Here is a 16,550-nt window from a genome sequence, read left to right as displayed (position 1 = left end):
GCGGGGGGGCCGGCCGCCCGGGGTGGGCCCTGGGCCGCGGTGTCCCCATCCACAACTACACCCGCCCCGGCTGCGTCCACGCAGCCGGGCCGTTTCCTATCTCGGTCGCCGGCCGGACGATCACCGGCCACGATGGCGGCATGCGACAACGAGAGGTCCGCGCGGTCTATACGGACACCACGGTCACCGTCTACCAGGCCTATCCGGCCGAGATCGCTTCGCCGGCGCTGCTGGCGGGGCGATTCGAGCCGCCGTTCAAGCGCGAGCGGATGACCTGGATCAAGCCGTCCTTCCTGTGGATGATGTACCGCTGCGGCTGGGCGACCAAGCCCTGCCAGGAGCGGGTGCTCGCGGTCGAGATCCGCCGCGACGGCTTCGAATGGGCGCTCGGACACGCCTCCCTCAGCCACTTCGACCCGGACCGCCACGCGTCGCGGGCCGAGTGGAGCCGCGAGTTGAAGTCCAGCCCGGTGCGGGTGCAGTGGGACCCGGAGCGGTCGCTGCGGCTGGCCGAGTTGCCCTACCGGTCGCTGCAGGTCGGGCTGGGTGCCGAGGCGGTGTCGCGCTATGTCGACGGGTGGATTGTCGGGCTGACCGAGGTGACCGGGCCGGCCCGGGAGATCCGGGCCCGGCTGGACGCGGGTGACGAGGCCGGGGCGGCGGCGCTGCTTCCCGACGAGCGGGTGATGCCGTTGTCGCCCGAGGTGGCCGCGCGGGTGGGTGTCGCCTGAACTTCCAGCTCAGCGTCAATATTCCTTGACCGCTGTCTATGTGAACGTTCACAATGACGGACGACAGCGGCGGCAACGTGGGCTCTGCCGGGCCGGGAAACGCGCCGGAAGGGGAAACTCCGTGGCGATCAAACGCAGGCTCGCAATCACTCTCGCGGTCACGCTCACCGCCCTCGGTGGGGTCGTGGGCGGGCTATCGGCGGCCGACGCGGCCACCTATCCCAACCCGGGCAAGGTCACCGGCAGCATCGGCGTGCACGACCCCGGAGTGGTCAAGCGGACCGACGGGACCTACCTGATCGCGTACACCGGGAACAACATCCAGCTGAAGACGTCGAGCGACCGTACGGCGTGGAGAGACGTCGGGGCGGCGTTCCCGGGCGGGGCGTCGTGGACCACGGCGTACACCGGCGGGAGTGCCTCGCTCTGGGCGCCCGACCTCTCATACCACAACGGCAAGTACTACATGTACTACGCGGCCTCGACGTTCGGCTCCAACCACTCGGCGATCTTCCTGGCCACGAGCACCAGCGGGAACCCGGGCACCTGGACCAACAACGGGCTGGTCATCGAGTCGACGACGAGCAACAACTGGAACGCCATCGACCCCAACCTGTACGTCGACTCGTCCAACCGCTGGTGGCTGACGTTCGGCTCGTTCTGGTCCGGCATCCAGCAGGTGCAGCTCGACCCGTCCACCGGCAAGCGGCTCAACAGCACGATCCGTCTCGTGGCGGGTCGCGGCGGCGGGGCGATCGAGGCGCCGTTCCTGTTCCACCACGGGTCGTACTACTACCTGTTCGTCTCCTTCGACCTGTGCTGCCGGGGCGCGTCCAGCACCTACCGCATCATGGTCGGCCGGTCGACGAGCGTGAACGGCCCGTTCACCGACAAGAACGGCACCGCGATGAGCTCCGGCGGCGGCACCGAGATCCTGGCCGGGCACGGCAGCATCCACGGGCCGGGCGGCCAGTCGGTCTTCACCGACGCGGACGCCGACGTGCTGGTCTACCACTACTACGCCGACAACGGTGCCGCGCAGCTCGGCATCAACCTGCTCGCCTACGACTCGGCCGGCTGGCCGTCCGTCTACTGATCGACGGCTAGAGCGACTGGGCCTGGTCGCGCGGCCCGTCTCCGGCGAGCACGAAGTCGCCCGAGCGGAGCGGCTCGACCAGGCCGTCGTCGACCAGTCCGGCCAGGGCCCGGGCGCGCTGCACGTCGTCGGTCCACACCATGTCCAGCCGTTGCCGGGGCACGGGACCGGTGGCGTGGCGGAGAACCTCGAGCAGGAGGCCGCGCACCTGGCGGTCGGTGCCGGCGTACCTCTGGGGTTTGCGGGAGGGGCCGCTCAGCGCGGGCGAACCGCTCAGCCGCCAGGCGCAGACGGCCTCGAACGGGCACTGCGCGCAGCGCGGTGACCGGGCCGTGCAGAGCACCGCACCGATCTCCATGAACGCGATGCTGGCCCGCGCCGCCCGCCGGTCGTCGGCCGGCAGCAGCTCCTCGACCGCGACGAGATCGGCGGCGGTCGTGGCCGGACCGGCGTCGGGCTTGCCCTCGACCGCGCGGGCGACCACCCGCCGCACGTTGGTGTCCACGACCGGGTGACGCTGCCCGAACGCGAACGTCGCCACCGCCCGTGCCGTGTAGGTGCCGACGCCGGGCAGAGCCAGCAGCTGGTCGAGGTCGTCGGGCACCTTGCCGTCGTGCCGCTCGACCATCGCGGCCGCGCAGGCGTGCAGCCGCATCGCCCGGCGGGGATAGCCGAGCCGCCCCCACATCCGGATCGCCTCGGACGGCGGATCGTCGGCCAGCGCGGCCGGCGTCGGCCAGCGGGTCATCCAGGCGTGCCAGGCCGGCTCGACCCGCACGACCGGGGTCTGCTGCAGCATCACCTCGCTGACCAGCACCCCCCACGGGCTGGTGCCGGGCTGCCGCCAGGGCAGGTCGCGAAGATTGGCGTCGTACCAGGTGATGGCGTCGTCGGCGAGAGTCATAGAGGACTTACTGTAGGCGGGTGCACGAGCTTGCCATCACCGTCATCGGTCCCGACCGGACCGGCATCGTCGCCGATGTGGCCGAGGCGCTGGCCGGGGTGGGCGCCAACCTCACCGACTCGACCATGACCCGCCTGCGCGGCCACTTCACGATGACGCTGGTCTGCACCGGACCGTCCGCTCCGGAGGTTTCGAAAGCCCTGGAGCCGCTGACCGGCGTGGTCACCTCGGTGCGCCAGGTGTCACCCGAGGCCGGCTCCGAAGATGCCGGCGAGCCGTACGTGGTGAGCGTGCACGGCGCCGACCGCCTGGGCATCGTGGCCGCCGTGACCCGGGTCGTGGCGGCGGAAGGCGGCAACATCACCGACCTGAGCACCCGGCTGTCCGGCACCCTCTACGTGCTGGTCGCCGAGGTCGACCTGCCGCCGGGCACCTCGGAGGAGCTCGCCGAGCAGCTGGCGGTGGCCGCGTCCGAACTGGGCGTCGAGGTGACGCTGCGGCGGGCCGAGTCGGAGATTCTGTGAGCGGCGTCGCCGGCCGGGTCCTTCCCGTCGTGACCGCCCCCGCCACGGTTCTCAGCACGGTCGGCGAAGAGGTCGACCCGACCGACCCGTCGGTGGTCCAGCTGGCGGCCGACCTCGTCGCGACCATGCGGGTGTCGCCGGGCTGCGTCGGGCTGGCCGCACCCCAGGTCGGCCTCGGTGTGCAGGTCTTCGCCGTGGACGTGACCGGACATCCCAAGGCGGGCACCACCCACGGCGCCTTCGTGCTCTGCAACGCCAAGATCATCGAATCCAGCCGCTGGAAGGCCGGCCGCGAGGGCTGCATGTCGGTGCCCGACCTGACCGGCGACGTGAAACGGGCCGGCCGGGTCGTGGTGTCGGCGGTGCGCCCGGGCAGCGGGGAACCGGTCACGATGACCACCGACGCGTTCGAGGCGCGGGCCCTCCAGCACGAGATCGATCACTGCGCCGGGAAGCTCTTCCTCGATCGGGTGGCCGGCGCCCACGCGATCTACCAGCGGAAGGTCTACCTCTAACCAAACCTAAGGCGAGTCGGTGTCGCATAACCGGCGCGTCGTGCCCAACGCCGCGCTCGTACGGGTTTACGGTGGCCCCATCATGCGAACGACGGTTGGTCCCCTTCCTTCCTCCGTCTACTGGCGGCGTCGTGCGGTCGTGCTGGGTGCGGCCCTGCTCGGCATCATCGTGCTGTTCGTCTCCTGCTCGCAGAGCGGCGACAACAAGGCCGGTCCCAAGGGCAGAACGGCGTCGTCCTCGACGTCGCTGCCGACGCCGGCCCCGTCCGGCTCGGATCCGAATGATGAGCCGTCGTTCGTCGACAATCCGCCCGCCGGCAGCGGGCCTTCGCTGCCCGACCCGGCCCAGGTGCAGTCGCAGCAGGCCGGCACGTCCACGACCGGCACGGGCACGGGCACCGGCTCCACGACCGGCGGGGGCCAGACCGGGACCAACACCAACGTGACCCTCCCGGCCGACGGCAGCTGCGCCGACTCCGAGATGCAGATCACGCCGAGCGCGTCCTCGACGACGATCAGCCGGGCCGCGCCGACCGTCGACCTCACGCTGACGATCAAATACATCGGCCGGCGTACGTGCTCCCGCGACGTCGGCTCCGACCCGCAGGAGCTCTACCTGAGCTCGGGCGTGCAGGTCTACTGGTCGTCCGACAAGTGCGGCGGGACCGGCGGCCACGACGTACGCCAGTGGTCTCCCGGCAACTCCCGGGCTTACAAGATCACCTGGAACGGCCGCCAGTCGAGCAGCTGCGACGGCGGAGTCGCGGCCGGTCCGGTGCCGCCGCCCGGCCAGTTCCAGCTCCGGGGCCGGCTCGGCTCGCTGATCAGCAACCCGATCACGCTGACCTTCGTCAACTGACGGCGTGGTCGCGGCACTCGAGCTCTACGTCGACGTCGAGGCGACCCGGCGGGTGCGCGGGCTGTGGAAGGCGCTCGAGGACGAGGGCGTACCCACCCTGGCCGGTCTGCTCAACCAGAAGCACCGCCCGCACGTCTCGCTGGCCGCCGCCCGCACGCTGGCCCCGGACGCGGTCGCCTCGGCCCTGGACGGCATCCCGGTCGGCCGGGGCCTGCGGGTCGACATGGACTTCGTCGGCCAGTTCGTCGGCCGCGTGCTGTGGCTCGGCGTCGTCCCGACGGTCGAGCTCCTGACCCATCACCAGGTCGTCCACTACCGCCTGGCCGAGGCCGGCGTCGAGGTCTGGGATCTCTACCGCCCGGGCCGCTGGGTGCCCCACTGCACGATCTCGATGCGCGTCCCCAACCCGTCGATGGCGGCGGCGGTCCGGCGCTGCCTCGAGGTGCTGCCGCTCCCGGCCGCGGTGATCGGGGCGTCGATCACCGACTACGCCAACGACATCGCCCACCCGCTGCCGAACTGACCCGTCCTACGCCGGCCGGGCGGCGAAGAGGTCGTTCTCGCGGGCCGGCGCCACGCGGGCCGTCCACCGTGCGACCTCGTCCGCGGTCATGATCTCGTCGAGGCTCAGCTCCGGGCGCATGCCCTCGTAGACGCGGCCCTGCCCCACTGGTAGCTGCCGTTCGGCGGATGGATCACGAGCACGCGGGCACCCTCCACCCGGGCGATCTCCGACGGGCGGCCCTCCGGAGCGACGTACTCGCCGGTCGCGTCGAAAAGGCGGAAGCGCCTCTCGATCGGCTTCCCGGCCACCTCGGCGGGCGCGTCGGTCGCGGCCGCGACCCAGGCCGCTTCCGGGCGTACGCCGGCCAGCAGCCCACCTTCCCCATCGCCGATCAGCCGGTCCGCCAGCAGCGTGTGAAGCTGGAAGTTGTCGCCCACCCCGCTCATGGTCAGCCGGAACCCGCGACCGCTCGCCGGATCGAGCACCACCACCGGCTCGTCGTCGAGCACCGCGAACAGCCCACCCAGCCAGTACGCCCGCGGCACCCGGTCGGCCAGCTCGGCCGCGTCCTCGGCCAGCCCTGCAAGCGGCTCCATGGCGTCCCGGAACTCCCGCCGCCCCAGCAGCGTGATCAGCAGATTGACCCAGTGCGGCGCGTCGAACCAGGACACCGCCACGTGCGGCGCGGCCTCGGCCGGGATGCCGGCCCGCGCCGCCCCGTCCTCAAACAGCTTGACCAGATTCCGCATCCGCGGCGGATCGTCCGGGTTCGGCTCCGGCCGTCCGTCACCGTTGACGGCCGGCCAGACCTCGGAGAAGGCCTTCCGCAGCAGCAACGTCATGCCGGTGCAGGCCGGTACGTTCTCGGCCAGCGCGACCGGTGACGCCCCGAACTCGACGTAGGCTCCCGCGGTCAGAGCCAGCCGGGCGAAGACCCCTTCCGGCCGCCGCGCGAGGACCGGCGCGAGCCGCTCGACCAGCGAGGTCAGCTCGCCGGGCGTCCAGCCGGCGGCTCCCGGGGCAGGAGCATGGTGAAGATCCGCTGAACTCATTCAGATCCTGTCGGTCCAGCACCCGCGGCAGCCGATCGAGAGCCGTCATCATCCGGTTGATCACGGCCAGCACCTTAGCGCCTGCGATGATCGATCGGGGGTGACATCCGGCTGCGGCGCACGCTGCCCGGCCTTCTGTTGACCGACCGCCTGCTGACACCCGAATGGCGGGAACCCCACGCTGCGGGTCGTCGGGGCTCCTGCTTCGCGCAGTCCTGAGCTTCCGCCGGACCACGCCCGCCGGGAGTTTCGGGAGCGTAGCCGAGTTGGCCCGTCCGGGTGACGAGCCGTTCCGGCACCTCGCGGGGAGTTGGGGACTTCTGAGTCGTGCCTGACCAGCGTGCTGCGCCGGCCGTGTTGCGGCGGGAGAAGCGACCGAGAACGAGATCCTGCGTAAGGCGGCCGCGCATTTCGCGCGGGACAACAATCTCCCAAAATGATCCAGCCGGTTGTCGCGGACTCGCCGCGGGCGCGATCGCGGTGGCGGTGACGTGCCGGGTCTTGGGCGTGTCGACGTCCGGGTGCCATGCCTTGCGGCGCCAGGTGGCCGATCAGGCGCTGACCACGACGATCCGCAGTACCCGTCAGATGTCACGTGGCACCTACGGATCACCGCGGGTCCATGCCGAGCTGCGCTTGGCGCCCGGTGTGCGCCGGCCGCGAACGTGCGTGGCGGCCGGGCGTCTACCGGCGCGGTTGCATGAGCCGGGATCCGGGCAGGCAGCCGTCAGAGGGCCTCGTGCAACACCGGTCCGGCGCTGAACGGCCGGACTGGCTCGGGGTTACCGACATCACCCGACCGACAGCGAACAACACCACGCCCGGCCCGACCCACCACACGAAACCGAACGGGAAGCCGGGGAGAGCTCAGTCAGACGTAGCGCTCGAGGATTGAGGCCTCGGCCAGGCGGGACAGGCCCTCGCGGACGCCTCGGGCGCGGGCGTCGCCGACGCCGTCGACGGCCTGCAGGTCTTCGACTGTGGCGCCCAGCAGGCGCTGGAGGCTGCCGAAGTGGTCGACCAGGCGGTCGACGATCTGGGCCGGCAGGCGGGGGACCTTGGCCAGCAGGCGGAAGCCGCGGGGTGAGACCGCCGCGTCGAGGGCGTCGGAGGCGCCCGGGTAGCCGATCGCCTTGGCCACCGCGACCAGGTCGATCATCTCGGTGGCGCTCAGCAGGTCGAGTTCGACCAGCGCCTCGTCGAGGGTGCGGGCCTTGCGGCCGGAGGGCAGGTAGTCGCGGATGACCAGGGTGCGGTCGGCGTCGACGCCGGCCATCAGCTCGTCGAGCTGCAGGGCGAGCAGGCGGCCGTCGGTGCCCAGCTCGACCACGTAGCCCGAGATCTCGTCGGCGATGCGGCGGACCATCTCGAGGCGCTGGACGACGGCGACCGCGTCGCGGACCGTGACCAGGTCTTCGATCTCGAGCGCGGAGAGGGTGCCGGACACCTCGTCGAGGCGGAGTTTGTAGCGCTCCAGCGTGGCCAGCGCCTGGTTGGCCCGGGAGAGGATGGCGGCCGAGTCGTCGAGGACGTGGCGCTGACCGTTGACGTAGAGCCCGATGATGCGCATCGACTGCGAGACCGAGATGACCGGGAAGCCGGACTGCTTGGCGACCCGCTCGGCGGTGCGGTGGCGGGTGCCGGACTCCTCGGACGGGATCGACGGGTCGGGCATCAGGTGGACGGCGGCCCGGACGATGCGGGTGCCGTCGCTGGAGAGCACGACCGCCCCGTCCATCTTGCACAGCTCGCGCAGCCGGGTCGCGGAGAACTCGACGTCGAGCTGGAAGCCGCCGGTGCAGATGCTCTCGACGACCGTGTCGTGGCCGAGGACGATCAGCGCGCCGGTGCGGCCGCGGAGGATGCGCTCGAGGCCGTCGCGCAGGGCGGTGCCCGGAGCCATGAGTGCGAGATTGGCGCGGAGCGGGTCGGCGGTCACGCCGCCACCGCTGAGGCCGGGGCTGGAAGAGGTCGCCGCGCGGTGCGCCGAACCGTTGACGCCGGGACGTGGCGTCGGGGTGGCAGCGGCGGGCTTGGAACCATCGCGGTCGAGCGGCACCTGTACATTCTACGGACTGTCATCCAGGGCAACGACTCGCGGTTCGATGAATGCTCCGTAGCGTGATGAATCGTTACCCGGCGTCATGCGAAGCCGAGGCCCGGGCGGCCGCCTGGAGCGCCGACCGGAGGTCGCTCACCTCGATCACCTGCATGCCGCGTGGGACGCTGCCGGCGTCGGGCCCGCCGCCCGGCGGCACCAGGGCGACCTTGAAGCCGAGCCGGGCCGCCTCGGCCAGCCGGCGGCCGACCGCGCCGACCCGCCGGATCTCGCCGGTCAGGCCGACCTCGCCGATTGCGACCAGGCCGGGCGCCATGGCCAGGTCGAGGCCGCCGGAGGCGACGGCCAGGGCCATGGCCAGGTCGGCCGAGGGCTCGACGAGCCGGATGCCCCCGACGGTGGCCGCGAAGACCTCACGATTGTAGAGCTTGAGCTGCTTGGTGCGGCGCTCGAGCACGGCGAGCACCATGGCCAGCCGGGCGCTGTCGAGGCCCGACACCGTGCGGCGGGGCGACCCCTGCACCTCGGCGCCGATCAGCGCCTGCACCTCGGTGACCAGGGCCCGCCGGCCCTCCATCGCGACGGTCACGCACGTGCCCGGGACGGGCTCCTGATAACGCGTGAGGAAGAGGCCGGACGGGTCGGCGAGGCTGGTGATGCCGCCCTCGTGCATCTCGAAGCAGCCCACCTCGTCGGCCGCGCCGAAACGGTTTTTGACCCCGCGGACCAGGCGCAGCGAGGAGTGCTTGTCGCCCTCGAAGTGGAGAACGACGTCGACCAGGTGCTCGAGGACGCGGGGGCCGGCGACCTGACCGTCCTTGGTGACGTGGCCGACCAGGACGGTCGCGATGCCGCGCTCCTTGGCCACCCCGACCAGCGCCGAGGTGACCGCGCGAACCTGGGTGACGCCGCCCGGGACGCCCTCGGTGCCCGGGGCCGAGATGGTCTGCACCGAGTCGAGCACGAGCAGGCCCGGCTTGACCGCGTCGAGGTGGCCGAGCACGGCGCCGAGGTCGCTCTCGGAGGCCAGATAGAGCTTTTCGTGGAGGGCGCCGAGCCGCTCGGCCCGCAGCCGCACCTGGCTGACCGACTCTTCGCCGCTGACCACCAGGGACGGAGAGCCGGCACCGGCCGCCCACTGCTGGGCCACGTCGAGCAGCAGCGTCGACTTGCCCACGCCGGGCTCGCCCGCCAGCAGCACCACCGCGCCGGGCACCAGACCGCCGCCGAGCACCCGGTCGAGCTCGCTGACGTTGGTCGGGACGGCCTTGGCCGGGGCGGCGCTGATCGTGGCGATCGGCCGGGCCGGCTCGGACGGCATGCGGGAGCTGACCACCCGGCCGGCGCCGAGCGGCGTGGTCACGGTGGACTCGATGACCGAGCCCCACTCGTTGCACTCCGGACAGCGGCCCAGCCACTTCGGCGGCTGATGCCCGCAGGCGTCGCAGACGTAGGTCGGCCGGGCCGCCTTGGTGGTGGCAGCCCGGGAAGGACTGCGGGAGGTCGTCACTCCGCCAAGCTAGCCGGAGGGTGTGACAACTATTCGCCCTCGGAGTTTTCACCCTCGACGGCCGGGGCGCGGGGCCCGGCCGACAGTGGGGTGGCGACCGGGGCCGTCACGTCGATCGGCGTGGCGCTCGTGCTGCTCTGGACAGTGAGTGCCAGCGAGTAACCGGGGGCCAGCCTGTCGCTCAGGCCGGAGGCGATCAGCGAGTTGGGGCTGCCGGGAAGGAAGCTCAGCGAGCCGAGTGCCGGGATGGTCAGCTTGGCCGGGCTGAGCGCGGCGGCCGGCGGTGGGGTGGCCGTGTCGCTGGGCATCGCCGAAGGGGCGCTGGCCGGCGGGCTGACCTCGCCCGAGGTGCCCGGGGTCGGCGTCGACGGGCTGGTGTCGCCGCCGGCGGCCGGGCCCGAGGCGATCGGCGACGAGGGCGTCGGCGCCGGCCCGGTCAGACCGACCTGCTGGGCCGAGACGATGCCGGGGACCACGGTCTGCTGTGGCTTGCTGCTGATCGTCACGGTGATCTCTTGCTCGGTCTGGTTGAACAGGCTCACCTCGAGCGGCGCGCTGCCGTTGGCCGGGTAACCCGTCGCGTCCTTGTAGACCACCTGCAGGTTGCGGATCTGCAGGCCGCCGTCGGGACTGGCCGTGTTGAGGCCCGAGACGGGCGTCTGGAGAAGACTGGTCTCGGCGGTCTGCCCGGCCGAGCACCCGGCCAGCGCCAGCACGGCGACCGTGGCGGCGCCTGCTGCCTGAGCGGCGCGACAGGCCAATGGGCGAACTCTGCCCAGGGAGCGCATCAGGGTCCTCCAAGAAAATACGCCAACTGCGTGAGGCTCAGCCTAGAGGTCGGTGATCCGGCTCGTACGCCGACCCGTCCATTCACACCACGCGGCCACTGAAGATCAGCAAAAGGACGTCGATCAGAGCCACCACGATCACCGCGCGGAACATCGCCACACCCCGCCCCTGTGCACGTCTGGTCGCGTACGCCCCAAGGGGAAGGACCACGACGGCGGCCGCGCCCGCCGCCCAGCCGGCCCACGACGGAGGCCCGGGCGGTCCGAAGACCAGGGTGAGCGTCGCGCCCAGCAGGAGCACCGCGGCGGCGACGGCGGAGCCGAGCGCGCCCAGCCGATGGGGCAGGCCGCGCACCCCGGTCGCCGCGTCGTCGGCCAGGTCGGGCAGCACGTTGGCGAAGTGCGCGCCCCCGCCGAGCAGCGCACCCGCGGCGACCAGCCAGGCCGGCGGCGCCGGATGCCCGGGCAGCGCCACCACCACGAACGCCGGCAGCAGTCCGAACGCCACCAGGTAGGGCACGACCGAGAACACCGTGGACTTCAGCGGCCAGTCGTAGAGCAGCGCGAAGATCCCGACCAGCGAGATCAGAATCGTCGCTGTCGCTCCGAAGGGAAGACCGAGCAGGGGGATGGCCAGGGCGGCGAGCAGGCCCGCCGCCCCGACCGTACGCCGTGAGACCGCCCCCGCCGCGACGGGCTTGTCCCGGCGGCCCGACTGCCGGTCGCGATCGGCGTCGAGCCAGTCGTTGACCCAGCCCACGGCCAGTTGGGTGGCGCCCACCGCACAGAAGACGCCGACCAGCGCCCACCCGCGGTGTCCAGCCCCGACCGCCAGCAGTGTCATGGCGACCGTCACCGCCCCGCCCGGTTCGGGATGCGAGGAGCGGAGCAGGGCGAGCGCGCGCTTCATGAACGCAAGTGTGGTGGTTGTGCACCGGGCGTGCCACGCTCGATCACATGCCGTCGATGGTGCGCAACGATCCGCGTCAGTACGACGACCTCGTCGCCGAGTGGTGGCGCCCCGGCGGTGACTTCGAGTTGCTGCACTGGCTCGCCGCGTCCCGGGCCGCCCTGATCCCGCCCGCCACGGTGAAGAACGCGCTGCTGATCGATGCCGGCTGCGGGGGCGGCCTGCTCGCCCCGCACCTGGCCGGCAAGGGCTACCGGCACGTCGGCGTCGATCTCCAGCTCTCCGGGCTGCGGGAGGCGGCGAGGCACGGCGTCGAGCCGGTCCGCGGTGACGTGACCGCCCTGCCCTTCGCGACCGGCCGCGCCGACGTGGTGGCGGCCGGCGAGATCCTCGAGCACGTCTCCGACCTGACCGCGACCGTGGCCGAGCTGTGTCGGGTGTTACGCCCGGGCGGTCTGGTGGTGCTCGACACAGTCAACGCGACCGCGCTCAGTCGATTCATCACGGTCACCGCGGGGGAATGGATCGGGGTGGCTCCCGCCGGTCTGCACGACCCCGCCCTGTTCGTCGCCCCGAAGCGCCTGAGTGCCGAGTTCGAGCGGCACGGCGTACGCCTGCACCTGCGCGGCGTACGCCCGACCGCGACCGGCCTGTTCCGCTGGCTCTTTCTCAGGAAGACCGGTGGCCGGATCGTGGCCGCCCCCTCGACCGTCGTTCTCTATCAGGGCAAAGGCCGCAAAGAGGGGGAAACTACGTGATCGACGAGGCACGACGGCTCGCACCCCGGTTCGCCGCCCGCGCGGCCGACCACGACCGGGACGGCTCGTTTCCGGCCGACGACTTCGCCGACCTGCGCCGCTCCGGCCTGTTCGGCCTGATGGTCCCGGCCCGTCTCGGCGGAGCGGGAGCGGGCTTCGCCGACTACGCCGCGATCGCCTACGAACTGGCCCGGGGCAACGGCGCGACCGCCCTGATCTTCAACATGCACGCCTCGGTGACCGGGGCGCTGGCCGGCGTCACCGACGAGCTGGCCGACGCCCTGAGCCTGCCGCCCGAGGCGCTCCAGGCCCGCGACGACGCCCTGCGGGCGGCCGCCGGCGGCTCGTGGTTCGCGGTCGCGATGAGCGAGCGCGGGGCCGGCTCCCGGCTGTCTCAGATGAAGACCTCCTACCAGGCCGTCGACGGCGGCTTCCACATCACCGGGTCGAAGACGTTCTGCTCGGGGGCGGGGCATGCCGACGCGTACCTGATCGCCGCTCGCAGCGCGAGCGATCCCACCCAGGTCTCCCAGTTCCTGGTTCCGGCCGGCGCCGGGGTGACGGTCGAGCCGACCTGGGACGCCCTCGGCATGCGGGCGACCGGCTCGCACGACCTGCACGTCGACGTGACGGTCCCGGCCGCCGCCCTGCTCGGCGGGGTCGAGGGCCTGGCCCTGCTGGTCGCCCAGCTGGCACCGCACTGGATGGTGGCCAGCTACGCCGCGGTCTACGTCGGCGTGGCCCGGGCCGCCGTCGACGCCGCGGTCGAGCACGTCAACGAGCGCAAACTCGGTCATCTGCCGGCCATCCGGGCCCGGATCGGCCGGGCCGACGCCGCGGTCGCCGCGGCCCACCTGGCGGTCATGGAGGCCGCCCGGCGGGTCGACGAGGCGCCCGGCGAGGCCGACACCAACCGGTGGGTGTGGCGGGCCAAGCTGCTCGCCGGCACCACCGCGGCCGACGTCGCCGCCTCGATGCTGGAGGCGGCCGGCACCTCGGCGATGCGCCGCGGCCATCCCCTCGAACGCCTCTACCGCGACGCCCGGGCCGGATCACTGCAGCCGGCCACCAGCGACGTCTGCGCGGATTGGCTCGGCGTGGAAGCGCTGGGCGGCGACCCGGACAGCGACGGCATCGCGCCCCGCTGGTAGCGGGCGCGCCAAGGGAGGCACGAGTGGACCGGAACGCGATCATCGCCGGCTTGGGTATCTCGCTGCCACCTTCGGTAGTGCAGGACGACGTGTGGAACGGCTTCTTCGCCCGTCGTTTCGCCGACGACCGCCGGGGGCTGGCCCGGCGGATCTTCGCCAACTCCGGGGTCCGCACCCGGCAGGCCGCGGTCAACCCGCTGCTCGAGGACGTCTCGGAGTGGTCGACCGAGCGCCGGATGCGCCGCTACCAGGTCGAGGCGGCGCCGCTCGGCAAGGAGGCGGTCGGCCGGGCGCTGACCGACGCCGGCCTGGCCGCCGACGAGATCGGCCTCTTCGCGGTCTGCTCGTGCACCGGTTACGCCACGCCGGGACTCGACATCCTGCTCGCCCGCGACATGGGCATGGCACCGAGTGTCCGCCGGCTGTTCGTCGGCCACATGGGCTGCTATGCCGCGCTGCCCGGACTGGGCACGGCGGCCGACTTCGTGGTCGCGCACGGGCAGCCGGCGCTGCTGCTCTGCGCCGAGCTGACCAGCCTCCACCTCCAGCCGCCGACCACCCGGATGGACATCCAGCAGATCGTGTCCCACGCGCTTTTCAGCGACGCGGCGGCCGCCGTCGTGCTCACCCCGGGCGACGCGAGTTCCGGGTACGCCGGGAGCTCCGGATATGCGGTGCGGGACATCGCCGCCGTCACCGATGCGACGACGGCCGACCACATGACGTGGGACGTGACCGATCTCGGGTTTCGGATGGGTCTCTCGCCCCGGGTGCCCAAGGTGCTCTCGGTGCACGTGCGGGCCATGGTCGACGACCTGCTCGGCCGGCACGGGCTGACGATCGGTGACGTGGACGGGTGGGCGGTCCACCCCGGCGGCCCCAAGATCCTCGACGTGGTGCAGGAGCGGCTCGAGCTCGACGACGCGGCACTCGCCGACTCGCGCGGGGTGCTCTCGGCGTACGGGAACTGCTCCTCACCCACCGTGCTGTTGGTGCTCGATGAGCTGCGGCGGCGCCCGGCGCCGCCGCGGCGGGTGGTGATGCTGGCCTTCGGGCCGGGTCTCACCCTCTACGGCGCTCTCCTGGAGACCTCTAGAGTCGCGGTGTGACCAGCGAGCGTGTCCGGGGCGCCGTGCTCTATGCCGGCGCCGCGCTGCTGCTGGCCGCCGGTGGGGTGTGGTGGCTCCGGGCCAAGCCCCGGACGGAGATCGACCCGGACGTCGCGCGGTGGAGCGCGACCGCCGAGCGGCTGCTTCCCGAGCCGCCGGACGCCGAGGCGACCGAGACCGTCGAGCTGGGCGCGGGCGCCGAGCGGCAGATCGACGCCCCGATCAACACCGGCAACCAACGGCTCTCGGTGGTGTGCGTGGGGGAGGCGAACAGCATCGTGCGGGTCAGCCTCGGGCTGATCGACGACTCGGGCCGCGGGCTGCACTGCACCGGCGAGCAGGCACCGACTCACTTCGAGGTGTTTCTGGTCGACAACCTGCACATGAACCTGGCCGTCACCGGGTCGAGCCCGGTGGTCTTCCGCTACTCGGTAATCAAGATCGACGACTGAGCTTCAGATTCGCGCCAGGTAGGGCTGGATGACGTCGGCCGAGGCCGTCCGCGTGATCGTTTTGACGATCTGGCCCTTGCTGTCGACCAGCAGCGCCGCGGCGGTGCCGTCGGGCCGGCCGAGTTTGAGCTGCTCGCGCACGTCGCTGCCGGGCGGGTTGTGCAGCGTCTGGACCGGATGATCGGTCTGCGCCAGTGGGGTGGTCTGGGTGGCCGGGGTGTTCTGCCCGGTCGTCGGCCGGCTGCTGGCGGCCCCGCTCAGGGCGGCCGCGATCACGACAATCGCGACCTGCGGGCGGTCTTTCGCCGCGGCGGCGGTCGCCGAGACCAGGCGGTCGCAGTCGCAGCCTTCGGTGACCAGGATGACCGCGGGCAGCTTGGCCCGCAGCGAGACCGGGCGGCCGGCGTCGTCGACCACGTCGAGGGCGGGCAGCGAGCCGGAATGATCGTCGTTGGTGCGCTGCACGACGGGCTGGCGGGGCGGCCCGGGCCACGCCGACGCGAAGAGGCTGGCCACGGTGACCAACACGGCCATCGAGATGATCAGGACGGGAGCGCGCAGCAGGGCGAGACTGACCTGGCGCAGCTGCCGCAGGCCGGGCCGGTTGAACAGGCGGCGCCAGCGGTCGGAACGATCGGTCTGCCGGAGCTCGGCCCGAACCGCCTCGACCTCGTCGGTAAGCTCCGACAGGTCGTCGGGGATGACGATGACGCCCCACTCCTCGGGGAGGTCAGGCAGATCGTCCGGCGAATTGCCGTCGTTATCGTGCGCCCCAGCCATGACTCACCCTCCCCCCTGCCGATAGAGCGTTCCGGTCGGGGAATCTAGGTCCCAGCCTCCCTTAAGCGGCGCCCGACCGCCAGTAGTGTGCGCTTGCGGACCTTAGCGATAAGCTTGACCAGGCAAACGCCGTAAGTACGAAATAACCGACTCGCTGGGCATAGCGGTCACGCTTTCGTCACATTGCGTTACTGAGGCAGCTCCTAGCGCTCCTGTCAAGCCCGAGAAAGGCCTGTCACAGGGCCTCTGAGCTGCACTAACAGTCACCGGCAGGGTGGGACATCGCTGCGTGGGCGTGTTACCCTAGACACAGCGAAAGGGGCTTCGAACCTATGGTTTTCAGTGTCGGCGAGACCGTTGTTTACCCCCACCACGGGGCCGCACTCATCGAGGCGATCGAAACTAGGGTCATCAAGGGCGAGCCAAAGCAATATCTCGTTCTGCGCGTCGCCCAGGGCGACCTGACCGTTCGGGTGCCCGCTGAGAACGCCGAGATCGTCGGCGTGCGCGAAGTGGTTGGCGAGGAAGGCCTGGGCAAGGTCTTCGACGTCCTCCGCGCTCCGCACACCGAGGAGCCGACCAACTGGTCACGGCGTTACAAGGCCAATCTCGAGAAGCTCGCTTCTGGCAACCCGCTCAAGGTGGCCGAGGTTGTTCGTGACCTGTGGCGTCGTGAGCGCGAGCGCGGTCTCTCGGCCGGAGAGAAGCGCATGCTGGCCAAGGCCCGCGACATCCTGGTCGGCGAGGTCGCTCTGGCGGAGAAGAGCACGAAGGACGAGGCCGAGGTTCTCCTCGACAAGGTCCTCACCGAGGCCTGAGCAACCGCCACCATCCCTCCCGGATAGAT

18 protein-coding genes are annotated in these 16,550 nt (G+C 71.7%); 11 read left to right on the top strand and 7 right to left on the bottom strand.

Translation table 11 applies throughout. From position 1 onward, the window contains the following. Positions 1-140: 140 nt before the first annotated feature. Together AB0M88_RS04280 and AB0M88_RS04275 are read left to right on the top strand one after the other, a co-directional pair. Complete coding sequence (locus AB0M88_RS04280; RefSeq protein WP_364095145.1) at positions 141-731, top strand: DUF4291 domain-containing protein; 591 nt, start codon at positions 141-143, stop codon at positions 729-731. A gap of 121 nt (positions 732-852) precedes the next feature. Next, a complete protein-coding gene (locus tag AB0M88_RS04275) occupies positions 853-1,827 on the top strand; it encodes an arabinan endo-1,5-alpha-L-arabinosidase (protein WP_364095142.1) in 975 nt (324 codons plus the stop codon). Positions 1,828-1,834: 7 nt separating this feature from the next. Here AB0M88_RS04275 and AB0M88_RS04270 read toward each other — a convergent pair whose 3' ends face one another. Then, positions 1,835-2,731 (bottom strand): A/G-specific adenine glycosylase, encoded by an 897-nt coding sequence (locus AB0M88_RS04270; RefSeq protein ID WP_364095139.1) that lies wholly within the window; start codon positions 2,729-2,731, stop codon positions 1,835-1,837. A 20-nt stretch (positions 2,732-2,751) separates the two neighbouring features. On the opposite strand from AB0M88_RS04270, the gene AB0M88_RS04265 reads away from it, so the two are divergent. From AB0M88_RS04265 to AB0M88_RS04250, 4 genes are all read left to right on the top strand, one after another. Continuing rightward, positions 2,752-3,255: an ACT domain-containing protein gene (locus tag AB0M88_RS04265; protein ID WP_364095137.1), complete on the top strand. Its 504-nt coding sequence runs from the start codon at positions 2,752-2,754 to the stop codon at positions 3,253-3,255. After that, a complete protein-coding gene (def, locus tag AB0M88_RS04260; protein ID WP_364095135.1) occupies positions 3,252-3,770 on the top strand; it encodes a peptide deformylase in 519 nt (172 codons plus the stop codon). Before AB0M88_RS04265 ends, def begins: the two co-directional genes overlap by 4 nt. Before the next feature lie 82 nt (positions 3,771-3,852). After that, positions 3,853-4,629, top strand: a complete 777-nt coding sequence (locus tag AB0M88_RS04255) for an adhesin (RefSeq protein WP_364095132.1) — start codon at positions 3,853-3,855, stop codon at positions 4,627-4,629. A gap of 4 nt (positions 4,630-4,633) precedes the next feature. Then, positions 4,634-5,152 (top strand): 2'-5' RNA ligase family protein, encoded by a 519-nt coding sequence (locus AB0M88_RS04250; RefSeq protein WP_364095129.1) that lies wholly within the window; start codon positions 4,634-4,636, stop codon positions 5,150-5,152. Positions 5,153-5,256: 104 nt separating this feature from the next. On the opposite strand, the gene AB0M88_RS04245 is transcribed toward AB0M88_RS04250, so the two are convergent. The 5 genes from AB0M88_RS04245 to AB0M88_RS04225 all read right to left on the bottom strand — a co-directional run bounded on the left by AB0M88_RS04245 (position 5,257) and on the right by AB0M88_RS04225 (position 11,453). After that, a complete protein-coding gene (locus AB0M88_RS04245; RefSeq protein WP_364095126.1) occupies positions 5,257-6,186 on the bottom strand; it encodes a hypothetical protein in 930 nt (309 codons plus the stop codon). 871 nt (positions 6,187-7,057) lie between these two features. Next, positions 7,058-8,245, bottom strand: a complete 1,188-nt coding sequence (gene disA, locus AB0M88_RS04240) for a DNA integrity scanning diadenylate cyclase DisA (RefSeq protein ID WP_364095123.1) — start codon at positions 8,243-8,245, stop codon at positions 7,058-7,060. A 73-nt stretch (positions 8,246-8,318) separates the two neighbouring features. Next, on the bottom strand, positions 8,319-9,755 hold the full coding sequence (radA, locus tag AB0M88_RS04235) for a DNA repair protein RadA (protein ID WP_364095120.1): 1,437 nt from the start codon (positions 9,753-9,755) through the stop codon (positions 8,319-8,321). 29 nt (positions 9,756-9,784) lie between these two features. Further along, the gene (locus tag AB0M88_RS04230; RefSeq protein WP_364095117.1) at positions 9,785-10,516 is read right to left on the bottom strand and encodes a hypothetical protein; all 732 of its coding nucleotides are present in this window, start codon (positions 10,514-10,516) and stop codon (positions 9,785-9,787) included. Between the two features lie 109 nt (positions 10,517-10,625). Then, positions 10,626-11,453: a UbiA family prenyltransferase gene (locus tag AB0M88_RS04225; RefSeq protein ID WP_364095115.1), complete on the bottom strand. Its 828-nt coding sequence runs from the start codon at positions 11,451-11,453 to the stop codon at positions 10,626-10,628. Positions 11,454-11,500: 47 nt separating this feature from the next. Here AB0M88_RS04225 and AB0M88_RS04220 point away from each other — a divergent pair, with 47 nt between their 5' ends. The 4 genes from AB0M88_RS04220 to AB0M88_RS04205 are packed head-to-tail and all read left to right on the top strand — an operon-like array spanning position 11,501 to position 14,923. Continuing rightward, complete coding sequence (locus tag AB0M88_RS04220) at positions 11,501-12,211, top strand: methyltransferase domain-containing protein (RefSeq protein WP_364095114.1); 711 nt, start codon at positions 11,501-11,503, stop codon at positions 12,209-12,211. Beyond that, complete coding sequence (locus tag AB0M88_RS04215; protein ID WP_364095111.1) at positions 12,208-13,362, top strand: acyl-CoA dehydrogenase family protein; 1,155 nt, start codon at positions 12,208-12,210, stop codon at positions 13,360-13,362. Before AB0M88_RS04220 ends, AB0M88_RS04215 begins: the two co-directional genes overlap by 4 nt. A 23-nt stretch (positions 13,363-13,385) precedes the next feature. Further along, on the top strand, positions 13,386-14,471 hold the full coding sequence (locus AB0M88_RS04210) for a type III polyketide synthase (protein ID WP_364095108.1): 1,086 nt from the start codon (positions 13,386-13,388) through the stop codon (positions 14,469-14,471). Continuing rightward, the gene (locus tag AB0M88_RS04205) at positions 14,468-14,923 is read left to right on the top strand and encodes a DUF6023 family protein (RefSeq protein WP_364095105.1); all 456 of its coding nucleotides are present in this window, start codon (positions 14,468-14,470) and stop codon (positions 14,921-14,923) included. Before AB0M88_RS04210 ends, AB0M88_RS04205 begins: the two co-directional genes overlap by 4 nt. Positions 14,924-14,926: 3 nt before the next feature. Here the strand turns inward: AB0M88_RS04205 and AB0M88_RS04200 are convergent, their stop codons facing one another. Further along, the gene (locus AB0M88_RS04200) at positions 14,927-15,703 is read right to left on the bottom strand and encodes a hypothetical protein (RefSeq protein WP_364095102.1); all 777 of its coding nucleotides are present in this window, start codon (positions 15,701-15,703) and stop codon (positions 14,927-14,929) included. Positions 15,704-16,035: 332 nt separating this feature from the next. On the opposite strand from AB0M88_RS04200, the gene AB0M88_RS04195 reads away from it, so the two are divergent. Further along, the gene (locus tag AB0M88_RS04195) at positions 16,036-16,521 is read left to right on the top strand and encodes a CarD family transcriptional regulator (RefSeq protein ID WP_026206027.1); all 486 of its coding nucleotides are present in this window, start codon (positions 16,036-16,038) and stop codon (positions 16,519-16,521) included. Positions 16,522-16,550 lie beyond the last annotated feature (29 nt).

The sequence above is a fragment of the Actinoplanes sp. NPDC051411 genome, from assembly GCF_040682075.1.
In the GTDB taxonomy this organism is placed as follows: domain Bacteria; phylum Actinomycetota; class Actinomycetes; order Mycobacteriales; family Micromonosporaceae; genus Actinoplanes.
Note: the sequence above shows the minus strand (reverse complement) of the source record. Positions and strands in the feature narration are given on the sequence as shown.